Genomic DNA, 18834 nt, shown 5'->3' with positions numbered 1-18834 from the left:
CCTGAAAATCGTGCTCGAACGTTCGGCGCCGACTTGGCGGGTCTGCATTCGCGCTTACTCGGCGGGATCGAAAGCACTGGAGATAATGTGATGCGTGGACATGCGGATATTCTGGTCAAGACACTGTCCGGATTGCTTGAGGTTCCCGCCGACCGGCTCGATGATGAGAGCGATCTGCTCTGTCTCGGGCTTGACTCGGTGCGTACCATGCGCGCCGCGAGCTTATTGCGGCGAGCCGGCATCGCTGTGAGATTCTCTGCACTGATAGGCAAGCGGACGCTGGCGGATTGGCGCCGTGAGTTGTCGGCTCTGTCCGCGCTTCCGACCCAGCCGCCGACGGGCGAGCCGGCCGAGCAGACCGGCAGCTTCGAGCTTGCCACCATGCAGCATGCTTTCTGGATCGGGCGCGGCGACGCTCAGCAATTCGGGGGCGTCACCGCGCATTTCTATGCTGAGCTGGACGGCGAGGGTCTGGATCCGGAACGAGTGGCCCGGGCGGTCGATGCCCTGGTCCAGCGCCATCCGATGCTGCGCATGCAGGTGACGCCCGAAGGACGCCAGCGCGTGCTGGCGTCTCCGGGCCTTCCGGTGTTTCGCGTGCATGACCTGCGTGGGCTTGATGATTGCGAGTGCGCCCGGCAGCTCGAAGGCATGCGGCAGCGCTATTCACACCAGCGGCTTCGCGTCGAGCAGGGCGAGGTGATCATGATCGCGTTGTCGCGCCTGCCCGATGGTGGAGCGCGACTGCATATCGATCTCGACATGATCGCGGGCGACGCCGTGAGCCTGCGCATCATCCTGCGGGAGCTCGCGTTCTTCTATCGACGGCCGGGTGATATTTTCCGGCAGCTGGACCTCAGCTATGAGCAGTACCTCCAGCAAGCCGCGGGGCAGCGCGCCGTCGAGCGTGAGCAGGCCCGGGCCTGGTGGCGGGCGCAGCTGGACGATCTGGCGCCGCCGCCCACGTTGCCGCTGCGAAGCACGACCGATAGCGCGACGCCGCCGCGGGTCGTGCGCCATCATCATTGGCTCGACCCTCACGCCAGCAGTCTCCTGAACCAGCTGTGCCGGCAAAACGGGGTGACCGTCACCGCGGCAATGACGACGCTGTTTGCGCAGACCGTCGGTCGTTGGAGCGGGGGCGATCCGTTCCTGCTCAATCTGCCGGTGTTTTCCCGGCAGGGCGACCACCCGGACGTCGATAGCCTGGTGGGCGACTTCTCCAGTTCGGTGCTGATCAACGCCTGCCCGGATCGGCGTCCGTTCCTGGAACAGATCAGGGCGCAACAGCGGAGCCTGCATGAGGCCGTTGCTCACGCGGAGTATGGTGGCGTTGAGGTGCTGCGCGACCTCGCCCGCCGCCAGCAAGGGCAGCAAGTGTTGGCGCCGGTGGTGTTCACCAGTGCGCTGGCGCTGGGAGATCTCTATGAACCCTCGGTGCGGGAGCAGTTCGGCGAACCGGTGTGGTCGATATCACAAGGACCGCAAGTCTGGCTCGACGCTCAGATTACGGAGTACAGCGGCGGGATCTTGCTGAACTGGGACGTCCGCGACGACGTTTTCATCGAAGGTGTCGTGGCCGCGATGTTCGCCTACTTCCGGGCGCAAATTGACCGGCTGCTTGAGGCCCCTGAAGCCTGGCATCTCCCGTTGCAGGAGCTTGCACCCGTTGCGCCGATCGAGCCGCAGCAGGTCCGTCGGCCGCCGGTGCCGGAGCCATTGTTCGCACGCGTCTTCGCGCAGGCCTCACACGCGCCCGACGCCGTCGCGCTGCTGTGGGGCGATGGCGATGCCATGAGCTACGGTGAACTCGCCGAACGGGCGCTGCGCGTCGCCGCATTCCTGCATGCGAGCGATGTGCGGCCCGGCGATTCGGTCGCGATCACGATGCCGAAGGGATGGCAGCAGATTGCTGCGGCGCTCGGCGTGCTGGCGGCCGGCTGCACCTATGTGCCATGCGGGATCGACCTGCCACAGTTGCGACGCGATCAGATCTATCAGAGTGCGGACGTGCGGCTGGTGCTGGTCGCGACAAGTGGGCATGCGTCGGCGGTGCGGCCGGTCCACCAGTTTGCTGATGTTCTGCAATTCGCTCCCCTGGCGGGGCCGGTCGAAGTTCCGGTCGAGCAGGCGATGTACGTCATTTTCACGTCCGGCTCGACCGGCGTTCCCAAAGGCGTGGAGGTCTCACATCGCGCGGTGGCCAATACCATCGACGCCGTCAACCGCCGCTTCGGCGTCAACGCGAGCGATCGCACGCTGACGCTGTCCGAACTCGACTTCGATCTGTCGGCCTACGACATCTTTGCCTTCCTGGCCTATGGTGGCAGTGTCGTCGTGGTCGACGAGATGCAGCGGCGCGATGCCCGCGCCTGGCTGCAACTGATCCGGCAGCGCCATGTCAACGTGATCAGCTGCGTGCCGGCCCTGCTCGACATGCTGCTGATGGCCAACGGGGGTGAACCCTTGGCCGGCTTGCGTCTCGTGATGCTGGGTGGCGATCGGATCTTGCCCGACCTGGCACAACAATGGTGGCGGGTCACGAACGACGCTCCGTTCGTCGGGCTCGGAGGCATGACCGAGGCGGCGATCCATTCGACCTGTCATCAGCTCGATCCCGACGAGGTCGGCTGGAGTGTGGTGCCTTATGGGCATCCCCTCGACAACATGTCCTGCCGTGTCGTCGATCGTCACGGCCGCGATTGCCCGGTCGGGGTCGCAGGCGAGTTGTGGGTCAGCGGCCCCGGAGTTGCGATCGGATATCGCGGGGATCCCGAACGGACCGCTGACAAGTTCGTCACCTACGGGGGACGGCGCTGGTATCGCAGCGGCGATCATGTGCGCTACCGAAAGGACGCCATCATCGAGTTTCTCGGACGTGCGGACAATCAGGTCAAGATCCGCGGCCATCGGATCGAGCTCGGCGAGGTCGAGGCGGTGTTGTCGCTTCACCCGGCGGTCGAGCAAGTCCTCGTCGTTGTGGTCGCACCGGTGGCGCGCCAGCTCAGCGCGTTGGTGGTTCTACGAAGCGACATCGATATCGCTGAGCTACGCCAATGGGCTGCGGCCAGGCTGCCGAAATATGCCGTACCGGAACACTATCAGCAGGTGCCGCAGTTTCCGCTGACCGCCAACGGCAAAATCGACCGAAAGAACCTCATCCAGCAGGCCGAACGGAAGCTTCGATCCGAAGCGCATCCGCGACGGGCGCCGCTCGGCGAGATCGAGCGGCTGGTCAGCGGCGTCTGGCAATCGTTGTTGGCAACGCCTGATGTCGGTCGCGACGACAACTTCTTCGTTCTCGGCGGCGACAGCCTGATCGCAACGCGGCTGATGGCGGAACTGCGTCGGCGAGGGCTGGACGGGCAATTGGCGGATCTGTTCGCGAAGCCGGAACTCGCCGCGTTCTGCGCCACGTTGCAACGGCGAGCGGGTGCCAAGGAGACCGTCATTCATGCCGATCCGGCGCAACGCTTCCAGCCATTCGCGCTGACGGACATCCAGCGAGCGTTCTGGATCGGGCGTTCGCCGCAAATGCCGCTCGGTCGGGTCGGCTCGCATTTCTATATCGAGCTCGACGGAACGAATCTCGACATCAAGCGGCTGGAAAGCTGCTGGCGAACCTTGGTCGGCCGTCACGACATGCTGCGCGCCGTGGTGACGGAGCAGGGCCAGCAGCGCGTGCTGGAAACCGTTCCTGCCTACAAGATTCGTCAGCATCAACTGTCCGCGGAAGCTGCCGAGACGCGACTCGAGGAGCTGCGGCATGCGCTATCGCATGCGTGTTACGACGTCACCCAATGGCCGTTGTTCGACGTCCAGGTTGCGGAATATCCGGTCGGCGAACAAATCCGTTCGCGGATTTTCGTCAGCCTCGACAGTCTGATGCTGGACGGACGCAGCATCATGGTCCTGTTCACCGAATGGGACCAGCTGTACAGCAACGGCAGAACCGTGGAGTTGGCCTCGAAGCTCCGCTTCCGTGACTACGTCGCTCAGCACCGACCGGATCCGCAGCGCGTCGATCGCGCACAGCGCTTCTGGCAGGCGCGGATCGCCGAGCTGCCGGAGGCGCCGGCGCTGCCGCTGCAGGCGGCGCCGGAAACGCTCCGACAGCCGCGATTTCGACGTCTCAGCGAGACGCTGGATGCGTCCTGCTGGCAACGCTTCAGGCAGCGTGCCCGGCAGCATGGCGTCACGCCAAGCGTCGCGCTGGCGGCGGCCTATGGCGAGGTGCTCGGCTATTGGAGCAATCAACCGTCGGTGGCGATCAACCTGACACTGTTTGATCGTCCCCGCTGCCACGATGAAATCGACCGCGTCGTCGGTGATTTCGCGTCGATCCTGTTGCTCGGCTATGAGGCCAGCGGGGGCATGAATTTCGTCGACGCTGCGCTGCGGCTGCAGCGCCAGGAAGGCGAGGGGCTCTCGCACCGGGATGTGTCGGGCGTGTGGGTGCTGCGCGAACTGGCGCGATGCAAGGGCGAGCCGATGGCCACGATGCCCGTGGTATTCACCAGCGTGCTCGGCCTGCCAAACGATGCCTCGCTCGATCTGTCGCCGACCTTTCCGCGCCAGGTCTATGCCCTGACGCAGACGCCGCAGGTCTGGCTCGATGCCAAGGTTTCGGAATCCCGCGACTGTCTCGTGCTTGATTGGGACGGCGTCGACGAACTCTTCGCGCCTGGTGTTCTTGATGACATGTTTGCCGCTTATGTCGGGCTGGTCCGGCGGCTGGCGGACGAACATTGGGCTCATCCGGTGCTGCTTGCGCCGCCGGCTGCGCACCAGGAAATCCGACATGACGTCAACAGCACGGTCCATGTCTGGCCCGATACCCGGCCGTTGTATTTGAGGTTCTTTGCCCAGGCGGAGCAGACGCCCGCGGCGCCTGCGCTGATCTGCGCCGATCGGATGATTGACTATCAAACCTTGGCCGACCAGGCGCTGCGGGTCGCGGGCTATCTCGCTGCGTACGGCATCAAGCCGGGAGACCGCGTGGCGATCACTCATGCCAAGGGCGCCGACCAGGTGGTCGCAGTGCTCGGCGTCTTGGCGGCGGGCGGGTGCTATGTGCCATCCGGCATTGATCTGCCGATGGCGCGCCGGGAGATCGTGTACGGCTCAGCCGGCGTCCGCCTGGTGCTGACGGATGACGTTAGTCGCGAGCGGCTGGACTGGCCGGTCGCAACGCCTGTGGTGCCGCTTTCCGTGGCGTTGGGCGGACCGGCTCTACCGGCGGCGGTCGTGCAGCCGCCCGAAGCGATCAAGTATATCATCTTCACCTCGGGCTCGACCGGTGTGCCGAAAGGCGTCGAGGTCAGCCACGCCGCCGTGGCCAACACGATCGATGCCGTCGACCGGTTGTTCGCCATCCGCCCTGAAGACCGGACCATCGCGCTCTCGGCACTCGATTTCGATCTATCGGCCTATGACTTGTTTGCGTTTCTCAGCCTCGGTGCTTCCGTTGTGATGATCTCGGAGGCGGAGCGCCGCGACGCCGCAGCCTGGGTCACGCTCATCAACCGGTGGGAAGTGACGGTGATCAGCGCGGTGCCGGCGCTGGTCGAGATGATCACGATAGCCGCCGACCGGGTCGGCCTTCCGGCCGGACTTCGTCTCGTGATGGTCGGCGGTGATCGCGTGGTACGGTCGCTGCCGGACGGACTATGGCGCCGTGCGCCGCAAGCGCGTTTCGCGGCGCTGGGCGGCATGACGGAAGCCGCCATCCATTCGACATGTCACGAGGTGACGCGGCAGGATCCGCAATGGGCCTGTGCGCCCTACGGCCGCCCGCTGGCGAATATGCGTTGCCGGGTGGTGGACGGCTTCGGGCGCGATTGCCCGAACTGGGTCAAGGGCGAACTATGGGTCTCAGGCGCCGGTGTGGCGCAAGGCTATCACGGCGATGCGGCCCGGACGCAAGAGAAGTTCGTCGAACGGGATGGCGGGCGCTGGTACCGCACCGGTGACGTTGCGCGCTATCATCCGGCCGGCATTCTTGAATTCCTGGGCCGCGCCGACAATCAGGTAAAAATCCGTGGGCATCGTATCGAACTCGCTGAAGTGGAGGGCGCCCTGGTCGGCCATCCGCAGATCGATGCGGCTGCGGCGGTGTTGCTGAAAGGGGCCGCCGCCAAGCTCGGCGCTGCCGTCATCGCCACGGAGTCGCTCGATCTGGCGAAGGTCAGGACCGCATTGCAGGCGACGCTCCCGGACTATGAAGTGCCGGAGTATCTGCTCCAGCTCGAGCGCTTTCCGCTCACGGCCAATGGCAAGATCGATCGTGGGGCCATTGCCGCTCAGCTCGCCGTGGTCGCTGCGGGCGGCGGCGGAGCGCAACGGCGGCGCCCCACCGGAATCGTCGAGGGATTGGTCGCCGATCTCTGGTCCGAATTGCTGGGGCACGCCGAAGTCGGAGCGGACGACAACTTTTTCGCGCTCGGTGGCGACAGCCTGATCGCGACCCGCCTGATGACGCGCTTGCAGGGACGGGGCTATCGCGGTGCGCTGGCGGCACTGTTCACGCAACCGCAGCTCGGCGATTTCGCGGCGACCCTGGTGGCCGATCAGCGGCCGGCGGCATCCGCGATTGTCGCCGACCCCGCATCGCGCCATCTGCCGTTTCCGTTGACCGATGTGCAGCAGGCCTACTGGCTGGGGCGGCGCGAAGACTTCGAACTGGGCGGCATCGCTGCCCAATGCTACGTCGAGTATGACCTGGAGAACCTCGACGTCGCCCGGCTCGAGCAGGCGTGGTCGACGCTCGTCGAGCGGCACGACATGTTGCGTTGTGTCATCGACGACAGTGGCCGGCAGCGCGTGCTGCCGCCCAAACCCGGCAGCCACATTCATCTCCACGATCTGCATGCCGTGGCCGACCAGTCTGCCGAGCTTGCATCGCTGCGCGACCAACTGTCCCGCCAGACGAGGGACATTGCGACCGGCGGCCTGGTCGACATTCATGTGATCCGTCATGGCGAAGGGCGGAGCCGACTTGCCGTGCTGTTCGACAATCTCGTGGTGGACGGCTTGAGCATGCTGACGCTACTCACGGAATTGTTCCAGCTTTATGATCGGCCGGATCAGGTGTTGCCGACGATCGGCATTGGTTTCCGCGACTACGTCTGCGCGCGCGCGCGGACCGGGGTGTCCGAGCGGGCCCTCGGGTACTGGCGCGAGCGTCTCGCGGCCCTGCCGCCGGCGCCGGCGTTGCCGACCCGGGCGGACCCGTCGACGCTGTCGCGGCCACGCTTCGCTCGCGCGGAGGCGCGGCTTGCGCCCGAGCCGTGGTCGCGGCTGACCGGAAAAGCGCGAGACGCCGGTATCACGCCGTCGGTGATGCTGCTGACCTGCTTCAGCGAAATCCTGAGCCGCTGGAGCGGACAGTCCGAACTGGTGGTCAATCTGACGCTGTTCGATCGTCCTGAACTCCACCCGGACATCAATCGTGTGGTCGGCGACTTCACGTCCCTGATCCTGGCGGCCTATCGGGCCGAAACCGGAGAAAGTTGGCTGGCGCGCGCGGAACGCCTGCAAGCGCAGATCTGGCGGGATCTCGATAACCAGGAAGTCTCTGCCGTACGCGTGCTTCGCGAACTCGCGGGTCGCAACGGCGCCGAGGTCCGGCCGGTGCCGGTGGTGTTCACCAGCATGCTGGGTGTCTCCGATACGCTTGCCAAGGCGACCCGCTGGCCCGACTTCACCAGTTCGCAGACCCCGCAAGTGTGGCTCGATCATCAGGCGATCGATCTCGCCGACGGGCTGCTGTTGAGCTGGGACTACGTCGAAGAGCTGTTCCCTGAGGGCATGGTCGCGGACATGTTCGACAGCTATCTTGCACTGCTGCATCAACTGATCGACGCCGACTGGCGGCAACCGTTCCAGCGCGCGTTGCCTGCGCGGCAGCGCGCGGAGCGTGATCGCGTCAACGCCACCGCAGCTCGGTCGCCGGCCGAAGCGTTGCACGCGGCGTTCTTCCGGCAGGCCGAGGTGATGCCGGAACGTCGAGCGTTATGGACGCAGCAGAGCGGCGAGATCAGCTATGGCGCGCTGGCGCGCCAGGCCTTGAGTATTGCGGCCTATCTGCAACGCCAGGGCGTCCGGCCGGGCGACAACGTTGGAATCAGCTGCCGGCGCGGCGCCGGCCAGGTTGCTGCGGTGCTGGGTGTGCTGGCGGCGGGCGCTGCGTACGTTCCGATCAATCCCGCGCATCCGCTTCGGCGGCAGGCGTTGATGTGTACAAAGGCCGGCATCCCGTTCGTGCTCGCCGATCACGCGCCGGCGCTTCCGCCGTCGATAGGGCTCGGCGTGCTGTCGGAGGCGCTCGATACCGCGCCGCTGGCACAGCCCTGCGGACCGGCGGGCGCCGATGCGTTGGCCTACATCATCTTCACCTCGGGTTCGACCGGAGAGCCGAAGGGCGTCGAGATCGAGCATCGCAGCGCCGTCAACACGGTTGACGACATCTGTCAACGATTCGCAGTCGACACGCAGGATGTTGTTCTCGGCGTATCGGCGCTCGACTTCGATCTTTCGGTTTTCGATCTGTTCGGCACGCTCGGACGCGGCGCGACGCTGGTGCTGACGGCGGATGACGAGCGGCGTGATGCCGATCGTTGGCTGGAGCTGATGGCCGAGCACGGCATCACGCTGTGGAACAGCGTGCCGGCGTTGTTGGAGATGACGCTGACGATGGCTGCGGCGCGCAAGATCGCGCTCCCGGCGCTGCGTCTGGCGCTATTGTCGGGAGACTGGGTTGCGCCAGATATTGCTGCCCGGCTTGCCGCCACAGCGCCGCAAGCGCAGGTCATCGCCATGGGTGGCGCAACCGAGGCGTCGATCTGGTCGAATGCGTGGCCGGTTGGTACGCCGCCGCTCGATGGTTGGGGGTCGGTGCCGTACGGTCTGCCGTTGCGCAACCAGGCCTTCCGTGTGGTCGACGCGCTGGGCGACGATGCGCCCGATTGGGTGCCTGGCGAGTTGTGGATCGGCGGCGCGGGGGTCGCGCGCGGTTACTGCGGCGCGCCGGATCTCACCGCGGCGCAATTCAGCGGCAGCCATCCGCAGCGCTGGTATCGCACCGGCGATCTCGGGCGCTACCGCCCCGATGGCGTGCTGGAGTTTCTCGGCCGTCGCGACGGCCAGATCAAGCTGCACGGGCATCGCATCGAGCTTGGCGAGATCGAGCAGGTCCTGCAACAGCACGACAGGGTCCGCCGCGCGGTTGCCGTCGTCGACGGCAAGGGCGAGGCTGCGCGCCTGCTGGCGTTCGTCGAGTTGCACGTGGCATCCGATTGCGCCGGCCTGCGGGACTTTCTGCGCGAGCGCCTTCCTGCCTATGCCGTTCCGGCGGAGATCGTGCCGCTGACGGCCTGGCCGCTGAATGCCAACGGCAAGATCGATCGCCACCGCCTCGCCGAGCTTCGCCCGCAACGACCCGAACAGGCGCTGCCGGTTGACGACGCCCGTGAGCAGGAGATCGCGCGGCTCTGGCACGAGCTGCTGGAAGTCAGACCGCGTGCACGCACCGACAGTTTCTTCGCGCTGGGCGGCAACTCGCTGCTCGGTACGCGTCTGGTCGCGCGGCTCTCCGAATCCTACGGCATCAAACTGACGCTGCGCGAGTTCTTTGCCGACGCCACGCTCGCTGGTCTGTTGACATCGATCGCCGGCCACCTGGCCGCGGCGGCGCGCATGGAGGAAGGATCACTATGAACATCATCAATCTGGTCGAAGAGGTCGAAGCGCTCGGCGTCGAACTCTCCTACGAGGGCGATCAGCTGCGCTTCCGCGCTCCGCAGGGTGTCATGACGTCCGAGCTGAAGCAGCGGTTGAGCACCAACAAGTCGGCTATCCTGCAACATCTTTCCGAAGACGACGCTACGAGCGAACTCGTCGTGGATGAAGCCGGACGCCATCAGCCGTTTCCGCTGACCGAAGCGCAGAGTGCCTACCTTCTCGGCCGACATCGGGCATTTGAGTATGGCGGCGTGTCGTGCCGCGGCTATCTGGAGATCGCCTATCCCGCGCCGACGTCTCCGCAAGCGTTGGACCAGGCCTGGCAGCAACTGGTCCGCCGTCATGACGTACTGCGTGTCACGATTGAGGATGAGGGCTATCAGCAGGTCCTGAAGGACGTCGAGCCCCGCCCGATACCGGTCGACGATCTCACCGGCCAGAGCGATACGCAGATCGAGCGGCACATCGAGCACCTGCGCGAGCGGATGCTGTCGGAGCCGGTCAATTATGCCCGCTGGCCGCTGTTCGACGTCCATCTCTGCCGTTGCCCGGGCCAGACCGTGTTGCTGCTGGCGATCGAATTGATCCTGGTCGATGCCGCAAGCCTCTATCTGCTGATCGATGACCTCAACCGGCTGGTGTCCGGCGCCGAGCTGCCGCCGGTGCCTGCCGTGAGCTTCCGCGACTATGTCATCGCGCGTCGCGCGCAGCGTCAGGGCCGGCGCTATCGGCGCGACCGCAACTACTGGCTTACGCGCCTGGACGCGTTGCCGCCCGCACCGGAATTGCCGATGGCCGCCGCCTTGCCGCTCGCGGCTGCCACGGACAGCGGCCGTTTCAGCCGTCGCGCGTTTCGATTGTCGATGGCGCAAAGCGAACACCTGAATGCATCGGCTGCGGCGGGTGGCACCACGCTCAATGCGCTGATGCTGGGTGCGTTCGCCGAGGTGCTCGGGGCATGGAGCCGGACCCGCCGCTTCACGCTCAATCTGCCGATTTTCCGCCGCGAGCCGCTGCATCCCGAGATCGACGCCGTGATCGGGGATTTTACGTCGGTGACGCTGCTCGAGATCGATCTCGATGCCGCAAAGAGCTTTGGCGACCGCGTGCAGGCGATCGGCCGTCAGCTGTTCGACGATCTCGACCATGCCGGATTCTCCGGGCTCGAGGTGCTCGGCGAACTGAGCCGTCGGCGCGGCACGGCGGTACTGATGCCGGTCGTATTCACCAGCACGGCGGGTGGAGCCCCAGCGCGGCGCGGGCAGCCGGACGGCTACCGCATCCTTCGCGGCTTGACGCAGACGCCGCAGGTCAGCCTCGATTGCCAGATCACCGAGCAGCCCGATGGCTTGCTGGTCGCATGGGACGTGCGGGACGGCCTGTTTCCGCCTGATATCATTGACCAGATGTTCGCGGCGTTCCGCGGCCTGGTCGAGCGGCTTGCGGACAATGCTGCCGCTGTCCTCGAGCAGGCGCAGCTGGTCGCGCTGCCCGAAGCGCAGGCGGCGGTGCGGCGAGTGGTCAATGCGACGGCGTGGCAGCACACCGATGCGTTGTTGTATCGGGCGCTGGTGACGCAGGCGGAGCAGCATCCTGAACGGCCTGCGCTCTATGACAATTGTGGTTGCGTCACCTATGGCGAGTGGTTGGCTGCGGCTCAGGCGCTGGCCGCGGGGCTCGCCGCTGAGGGCTGCCGTCCCGGCGAGCGGATCGCCATCTTGTGCGCGAAGGGACGAATGCAGGCCATCGCGCCACTGGCGGTGTTGCTGTGCGGTGGCTGCTATGTTCCGATTGACGTCGATCAACCGATCGCGCGACGCAACGCCATTCTGGGCGATGCCGGCATTCGCCTCGCGATTGCCGATCCCGAATGCGAATTGCCTCCGGCGATCGTCGCGGTGCAGCCGGACCGTGATCGCACAGAACCGTTGATGTTGCCGGCCGTGTCGCCGGAAGCGCCTGCCTATGTCATCTACACCTCCGGCTCCACGGGGACGCCGAAAGGCGTGGTGGTTTCCCACGCGGCCGCCTGGAACACGGTCGCGGACATCAACCAACGCTTTGGTGTCACCGCAGACGACCGCGTGCTGGCGCTTGCCAGTCTCGGTTTCGATCTATCGGTTTATGATCTGTTTGGGATTCCCGCTGGCGGCGGGGCGCTGGTCTATCCCGATGAGGCGCGCAAGACCGATCCATCGCACTGGGCGCAACTCGTCGCGCAGCACCGCGTGACGCTGTGGAACACGGTGCCGGCGCAGCTACAGATGCTGTGCGATGCGGCGGACGGCGGCGCCCCGGCGCCGTCGCATTTGCGGCTGGCGCTGGTGTCCGGCGATTGGGTTCCGCTCGATCTCAAGCAGCGGCTGGAACGGCATAGCCCTGCGGCGCGGCTCATCAGCCTGGGCGGCGCAACCGAGGCCGCGATCTGGTCGATCTATCATCCGGTCACGGCGGTTGACGCACACTGGTCCAGCATCCCTTACGGCCGCCCGCTGGCCAACCAGCGCATGCATGTCGTTGACAGCCATTTGCGCGAACGGCCGGACTGGGTGGTGGGACAGATTGCGATCGGCGGCCGCGGCCTTGCGCTGGGCTATCTCAACGATCCCGACAAGACCGCGCGGCAGTTCGTCACCCGTGACGACGGCGAGCGGTTGTATCTGACCGGCGACCTCGGCCGCTATTGGCCCGATGGCACGATCGAGTTCCTCGGCCGGCAGGACGCGCAGGTCAAAATTCGCGGCCACCGGGTCGAGCTCGGTGAGATCGCCGGCGTGTTGCGGACGCATCCTGCGGTCGGCGACGCCCAGGTGTTGCTGAGTGCGGAGGGCAGCGGGAAGCTGCTCTGTGCGTTTGTCGAGGCGCGACAGGACGATCAGCCGCTGGCCGATGTCGTGGTTGAAAGGCTGCATCAATGCGCGGTTACGATCGAGCATGAGATCGATGGCGATGCCTTTGCGGCGCTGATGCACGGGGCCGACCGCGTCGCGATCCTGGCCATGGCCGCGCGTTTGCGGGGCGACGGCCTGTTCGCGACGCCGCAGGCGCGGCATGACCTCGCGCAGATCTACCAGGCGACCGGCGTGGCGGCGGTGCATCAGCGGCTGCTGCGCCGTTGGCTCGACGGTCTGCTCGATGCGGGCGCGCTGTCGTGCGATGACGGGCAGTACCATGGCTTGATCGCCGCCGATGACGCCACGGTTCGCAAGCTCTGGGCCGAAGTCGATGACCTCGAGCGCAAGGCCGGATATGGCAGCCAGACCCTGCACTACATCCGAGTGTGCAGCGATCAATTGTCCGGTCTGTTGCGCGGCGAAGTCGATGTGCGCGCCATTCTATTTCCTCAGGGCGAACTGGGGACCGCGCACGCGGCCTACCGCGACAACCTCGTCAGCCGGAGCATGAACGGCATGGTGGTCGCCGCCGTGCGGGCGCTGGCCGAATCTCGGAAGACGCGCAATGGGGCGCCGCTGCGGGTGCTGGAGGTAGGCGCCGGGGTTGCCGGCACCGCCAGCGATCTGGTCCCGGCGCTCGCGGAGTTTACCCCAGAGTACTGGTTCACCGACCTGTCGGAGTTCTTCCTCACCGAAGCGCGCCGGCTGTTCGCGGGCTATCCCTGGATGCACTACGGCATCTTCGACATGAACGAAGATGCACGCCCGCAGGGCATCGCGCCCAACAGCTTCGACGTCATTCTCTGCGCCAACGTGCTGCACAATGCCCGGCATGCCGGCGAGGTGCTGCGCCAGTTCGCGACGCTGCTGGCGCCAGGCGGCTGCGTGGTGTTCATCGAACCGTTCCGGCGGCACAATTACCCGCTGCTGGTGTCGATGGAGTTCTTTCCGGAGCTGACCGGATTCCGCGACTTGCGGGCCGATACCGACCAGACCTTCTTCACGCGCGAGCAGTGGCTGACCTGGTTGCGGGAGACGGGCGCGGTGATCGCCGATTGCGCGCCGGCAGCCGATAGCAACCTCGCCACCGCCGGGCAGGGCGTTTTCGTCGCCCAGTTCAAGACCGACCGGTCGCTGCTGCGCGCCGACGAGCTGCGTGATTTTCTCCGCGAGCGGCTGCCCGGTTACATGGTCCCCGCCCAAGTGCAGGTGCTCGACGCATTGCCGCGGCTGCGCAGCGGCAAGAGCGACCGCGCGGCGTTGCTTGGCCTGGTCCAGCCGGAGCGGAAGCGGACCGGCTCCGCCGGGGTGTCCGGCGCGGCACCGCGCGACGCGCTGGAGCAGCAGATCGCGAATGTCTGGGGAGATGTGCTGGGCGTGACGCAGCCCGCCTGCGATGTCGATTTCTATGCGCTGGGCGGCGATTCATTGCTGCTGTCGCGCATGATCGCGCGGCTGCGCCAGCAACTGCCGGCGGCAGCCGAGTTGGAGTGGGAAGTGTTGCTGAGGCACCTGCTGCGCGAACCGACGATCCGCGCGCTGGCGGAGCGGTTGCGCCATTCGCGGCGCGAACAGCAGGCCGTTGCGGAAGTGCGTTCGGCTCTGGTCCCGCTGTGGGGAGATCAGGCGCCGGGAGGCCGCTGCTGCGTGTTCGTGCATGCCGGCACCGGCAATCTGTTGCCCTACCAGCATCTGCTGCAAGCGCTCGACAGGACGGCATGGCCGCGCGGGATCGGTGTGGAATTGCCGCAGCAGGAGGCATTCACGGACCTGCCGCCGGACCGCGCATTGACCAGACTGGCCGCGCGCTACGCCGACGAACTGGCGCGGCAGGGCGATGAGTTCACGCTGATTGGCTACTGCCTCGGTGGCCTGCTGGCGGCCGAGATCGCCCGAATGCTGACGGAGCAGGGCAAGACGGTAACCGAACTGGTCGCGATCAGTGCCTACCAGCCGCCGCATGTGGAGGCTGATGCATTGGTCGACTACATCTTCGCCCGCGCGCTCGGCGCATCGCCACAACGCCTGGCGATGCCGGAGGAGCCGTCACTTGCGGCGGCGGTGCGTGAGATCCTGCAAGCCCAGCCCGGCCGGATCGCCCGGCATGCATTCGACCAGCTCGATGACAGGCATTGCGGGGTCAGGGACAGTTTCGCGGCGTGGTCATCGCGGCCGTTGGACCAACGTCTGGCGCAGCTCAGCGCGGGCGGACAGGCCGACGGCATCTATCATCAGCCTGATGGCGCCGATCTCTCGTTTGCGCGGCAGCACGCATTGTTCGGCCACAGCATGGCCTCGGTCGGTCTGCATCGCCCCGACGCCTGGCTTGGCCGCACGGTTCTGTTGCGCAACAGCGCCAGCGATCCGCTGTTGCCCGGCACGCCACAGGACGTCGCGGGCTATTGGCGGGATATCTGTCTGGGCGATCTCGTTATCGACGACATTGCCGGCGATCACTTCAGTTGTCTGTCGCGGGCCCATGCATCGAAGTTGGCGGCGCTGATCGCGCAGCATACCCAGCGTGCGGGCGCATGATGCGCAGCGCACCGATCGGGATCCTGGGGGCGAGCGGCCAGGTCGGCCATCATGTGGTCGGCTGGCTGCGGCGCGAGACTGTCGGACCGTTGCGTCTCGGCGGGCGCCGGCGGACCGCCCTCGAGGCGCTACGGCAGTATGCGAACGACGACATCCGTTCGTTGGACTTGAACGACGATCGCGCACTGGCGGAATTCTGCCGCGGCTGCCGGGTGGTGGTGAACTGCGCCGGGCCATCATATCAGGTGCTCGACCGGGTGGCGCGTGCCGCGGCCGCCGAGGGCGCGCATTACGTTGATGTTTCCGGCGACGGACCGGCGCATGCGTTGCTCCGCGATCACATGCCCGCCGATCCTGGTTGGATCGCAATATTGTCGGCCGGCATGCTGCCCGGACTGGCGAATCTGGTGCCGGCGTGGCTGAGCGATCGGACCGGAGGCGCATTGACGGTCTATGGCGGCGGTGTCGAAAGGATCGGCGGCGCGGCCGCCGCCGATCTGGTGCTGTCATTGCGACCGCAGGACGCCGTGGCGATCGACGGCTACTGGTACGGCGAAGCCGGGGCGAGTTGGGAACTCGGCCGACGTCAAAGCCGCAGCCTTGCGGCGCAGGAAGACGTGCAACTCGATTTCTTTCCGGGCAGGACTGCGATGCTGCCGTATCTCAGCGCCGATGCCGAGCGCCTAGCCATGCGACGCAAGTTCACCACACTGCGCTGGTTCAACGTGTTCAGCGGGCAGCGGCTGCGCGAAACCCTGATCGGTCTGCGCGGCACGAGCGGGGCGCTGAGCGCGGCGGTGCGCGATGTCGAGCGGGCGAGCGAACTCGATGTGCTCGGCATGCGGCCGTACTATGCGATGGTGTTCGTGATCGAACAACCGCAGCAGCCGACCCGGCGAGCCGCCATCGTCACCGACAGCAGCCTGGCGTTGACGGCGGCGACGGCGGTTTCAGCGCTGTGCGCGCTGCTTCGCGGCGAGATTCCGCCTGGCCTGCATTTTGCCGACGATGTGCTGTCGCCGGAGCGCACGCTGGACGACGTGCTGCGTCTGCATCCGGGGACGCGCATCAGTCGTCACACCCTGAGCCAAGCCGAGCTCGAGGAGGGAGCGCTGTGAGCCCCCGGCGACGAGCCATCGTATGCGGGACGAGCTTCGGCCGCTTCTATCTGCAGGCGCTCGCGCAGCATCCGCAGATCGAGCTCGCCGGCGTGCTGTCGACCGGCTCGCGGGCATCCGCCGAATGCGCGGAGCAGTACGGCGTCGCGCACTACACCGCGCCGTCCGAGTTGCCGTCGGATATCGATTTCGCCTGCGTCGTTGTGCGCGCCGGCGTGTCGGGAGGCCCGGGCGGCGACGTGAGCGAAGCGCTGCTCAGCCGCGGCATCCACGTGCTGCAGGAGCATCCGCTGCATCCGGCCGAGCTGGCACGCTGTCTGCGCAGCGCCCACCGTCATGGTGTGCGCTACGGCGTCAATGCGTTCTACCCGACCGTGGCGCCGATTGCCCGTTTTCTCCAGGCCGCCGAGCTGTTGCGCCGGCACGCCGCGCCGCGGTTCATCGATGGCAGTTGCGGCGCCCAGGTGCTGTATCCGCTGCTCGACGTTGCGGCGCGGGCGGTCGGACGGCTTCGCCCATCGGCGTTGCTGCCGTTCGAGCCTCGCCGGTGTGGTCCCTATACCAGCCTCCACGGCGATATCGGCGGGGTGCCGTGTACGCTGCGCGTGCAAAATCAGATTCATCCGGCGGATGCCGACAATCATGCTCTGCTGTTGCATCGCCTGACGCTGGGATTCGACACAGGTATTCTCGCGCTCGCCGATACCCACGGTCCGGTGATCTGGAGTCCGCGTCTGCATACCCATCGCGATGACACCCACCGGCTGGTCTTGCGCGGGTCCAGAACCGAACGGCTCGCTGTGCCGTCGAGCGAACTGCTCGTGGGCACCGAGCCCGGCACGTTTCGCGATGTGTTCGATGTGCTGTGGCCGCAGGCCATCAATCGGGCGGTGAGCGAGTTCATCGCGTCCTGGGGTGATCCGTCCGCCGCGGCGCGGTCGGCGCAATGGGCGAGCGGACTGACCGCTTTTTGGCATGACGTGTCCACGGCGCTGGGCTCACCCGAATTGATCTACCCGGACGCGCCGCCGCCGCTCGACCTGGCAGCACTCCTTCCAGGCATTGGAGAACACCCTTGACGTGGACCGATGGATATCTGCGTTTCTACCAGCCGCGGCCGCAGGCCTCGCGGCTGCTGATCTGCTTCCCCCATGCCGGCGGTGGCGCCAGCGCGTTCCGCAGCTGGCCGTTCCTGCTGGACGACGACACCGACGTCGCCATCGCGCAATATCCGGGCCGCGAGGATCGCTTCGGCGAACCGCGCGTCGAGGATATGGACACCCTGCTCGACGAGCTTCTGAACGAAGCGCTGGCGCATGTCGAGCGCCGTCCGTTCTGTCTTCTTGGTCACAGCATGGGCGGTGCCGTCGCCCATGAACTGGCGATGCGTCTGACCTCGCGCGGAGCCCGCCCTCGTCGTCTGGTCGTGTCGGGCCGGCAGCCACCCAGTCATCATCCGCTGGACAGCACTATTCACCAGAGCACCGATTCGGAATTGCTGGCCGAGTTGTTGCGCCTCAGTCCGGACAATGAGGCGCTGGCGCAGGAGCCGGAGCTTGCGGCGTTGCTGCTTCCGGTCGTGCGCGGCGACTATCGCCTGATCGAACGCTATCGCCCCGGCACCTGTCCGCCACTCGATTGTCCGATCACCGTGCTTGCTGGTGAACAGGATCCGGAGCTGAGCCGCGAGGCGGCGCATGCCTGGTCGGCTTACACGCGCGGCAATTGCCGCGTGCATTTTTTCCCGGGTGACCACTTTTTTATCGCCAGCCAGCGTGCGCAGGTCGTGGCGACGGTGCGCCGGGCAATGCTCGACGAGGAGTTGACATGAGCGACTACTATTCGCCGGTTGCGGAATTCTACGATCTGGTCGCGCGCGCGCATGGCGAGGGCGAACTGAAGCTCCGCGAGAGATTGCGGTTACTCGATCCGGCCGGTGGTCCGGTCCTCGATATCGGCGCCGGCACCGGGCGCACGACGCTGGCGGTCGCAGAAACCGTGCCGGATGTCGAGATCCTGGCGGTCGAGCCAGCGCCGGCGATGCGGGCGATGCTGATGAACATGGTCGTCCGCGATCCCGCACTCTCGCGCCGCGTCACGGTCATTGCAGAGCCGGTGGAAAATTTGACGCTCCCCGAGCGTCTCGGCGCCGTGATCGCCTATGGCGTTCTGGGCCACCTCGATTTCGAGGCTCGCCAGAGGCTGTGGCGAAGCTTGCTTCCGCGGCTTTCGAGCGGCGCGCCGATCTTCGTCGAGTTGCTGCCGATCGAGAAGCCGATGCAGTTGCCGACATTGCCGCTGGCGAGCGCGACGATCGGCCGCCGCAGCTACACTGCAACCCTCGACGGCGAGCCTGGCGAGGGCGACATCATGCGCTTGACATCAACCTGGGTGGCCACCGGCGGACCCAGCCCTCCACAGACAATCCGCAACACCAGCATCTGGCACACATTCGGGCTGGACGATCTCGCCCGCGAGACCGGGCTCCGGGCCGAGCGGCTCAGCCAGCAGGCGGGAGTTCTCTATGTCTGACGCGACAAGCCCCT

Annotated in this window: 6 protein-coding genes; all 6 read left to right on the top strand. The window is 66.3% G+C overall.

What is annotated here, in order from left to right:
- The first annotated feature begins 33 nt into the window (after positions 1-33).
- Genes B2W55_RS16230 through B2W55_RS16205 form a run of 6 tightly spaced genes read left to right on the top strand, consistent with a single transcriptional unit; the run spans position 34 to position 18820 of the window.
- Entirely contained in the window at positions 34-9717 is a 9684-nt protein-coding gene (locus tag B2W55_RS16230; RefSeq protein WP_291532248.1) for a non-ribosomal peptide synthetase, read from the top strand.
- A complete protein-coding gene (locus B2W55_RS16225) occupies positions 9714-15170 on the top strand; it encodes a non-ribosomal peptide synthetase (protein WP_024580687.1) in 5457 nt (1818 codons plus the stop codon). The genes B2W55_RS16230 and B2W55_RS16225 overlap by 4 nt, the downstream gene beginning before the upstream one ends.
- Complete coding sequence (locus B2W55_RS16220) at positions 15167-16288, top strand: saccharopine dehydrogenase NADP-binding domain-containing protein (protein WP_024580688.1); 1122 nt, start codon at positions 15167-15169, stop codon at positions 16286-16288. The genes B2W55_RS16225 and B2W55_RS16220 overlap by 4 nt, the downstream gene beginning before the upstream one ends.
- Entirely contained in the window at positions 16285-17367 is a 1083-nt protein-coding gene (locus B2W55_RS16215) for a Gfo/Idh/MocA family oxidoreductase (RefSeq protein WP_024580689.1), read from the top strand. The genes B2W55_RS16220 and B2W55_RS16215 overlap by 4 nt, the downstream gene beginning before the upstream one ends.
- On the top strand, positions 17364-18119 hold the full coding sequence (locus tag B2W55_RS16210; RefSeq protein ID WP_024580690.1) for a thioesterase II family protein: 756 nt from the start codon (positions 17364-17366) through the stop codon (positions 18117-18119). The genes B2W55_RS16215 and B2W55_RS16210 overlap by 4 nt, the downstream gene beginning before the upstream one ends.
- On the top strand, positions 18116-18820 hold the full coding sequence (locus tag B2W55_RS16205) for a class I SAM-dependent methyltransferase (RefSeq protein WP_024580691.1): 705 nt from the start codon (positions 18116-18118) through the stop codon (positions 18818-18820). Before B2W55_RS16210 ends, B2W55_RS16205 begins: the two co-directional genes overlap by 4 nt.
- Positions 18821-18834: the final 14 nt, after the last annotated feature.

The sequence above is a fragment of the Bradyrhizobium sp. UBA2491 genome (assembly GCF_002341725.1).
Lineage (GTDB): Bacteria > Pseudomonadota > Alphaproteobacteria > Rhizobiales > Xanthobacteraceae > Bradyrhizobium.
The sequence above is the reverse complement of the archived record's forward strand: the minus strand, read 5'-3'. Positions and strand labels throughout refer to the sequence as shown.

What these genes read in the sequence shown, in the direction of transcription:
- B2W55_RS16225 (WP_024580687.1), top strand. Translation starts at nt 9,714, where the DNA reads ATGAACATCATCAATCTGGTCGAAGAGGTCGAAGCGCTCGGCGTCGAA.
- B2W55_RS16220 (WP_024580688.1), top strand. Translation starts at nt 15,167, where the DNA reads ATGATGCGCAGCGCACCGATCGGGATCCTGGGGGCGAGCGGCCAGGTC.
- B2W55_RS16205 (WP_024580691.1), top strand. Translation starts at nt 18,116, where the DNA reads ATGAGCGACTACTATTCGCCGGTTGCGGAATTCTACGATCTGGTCGCG.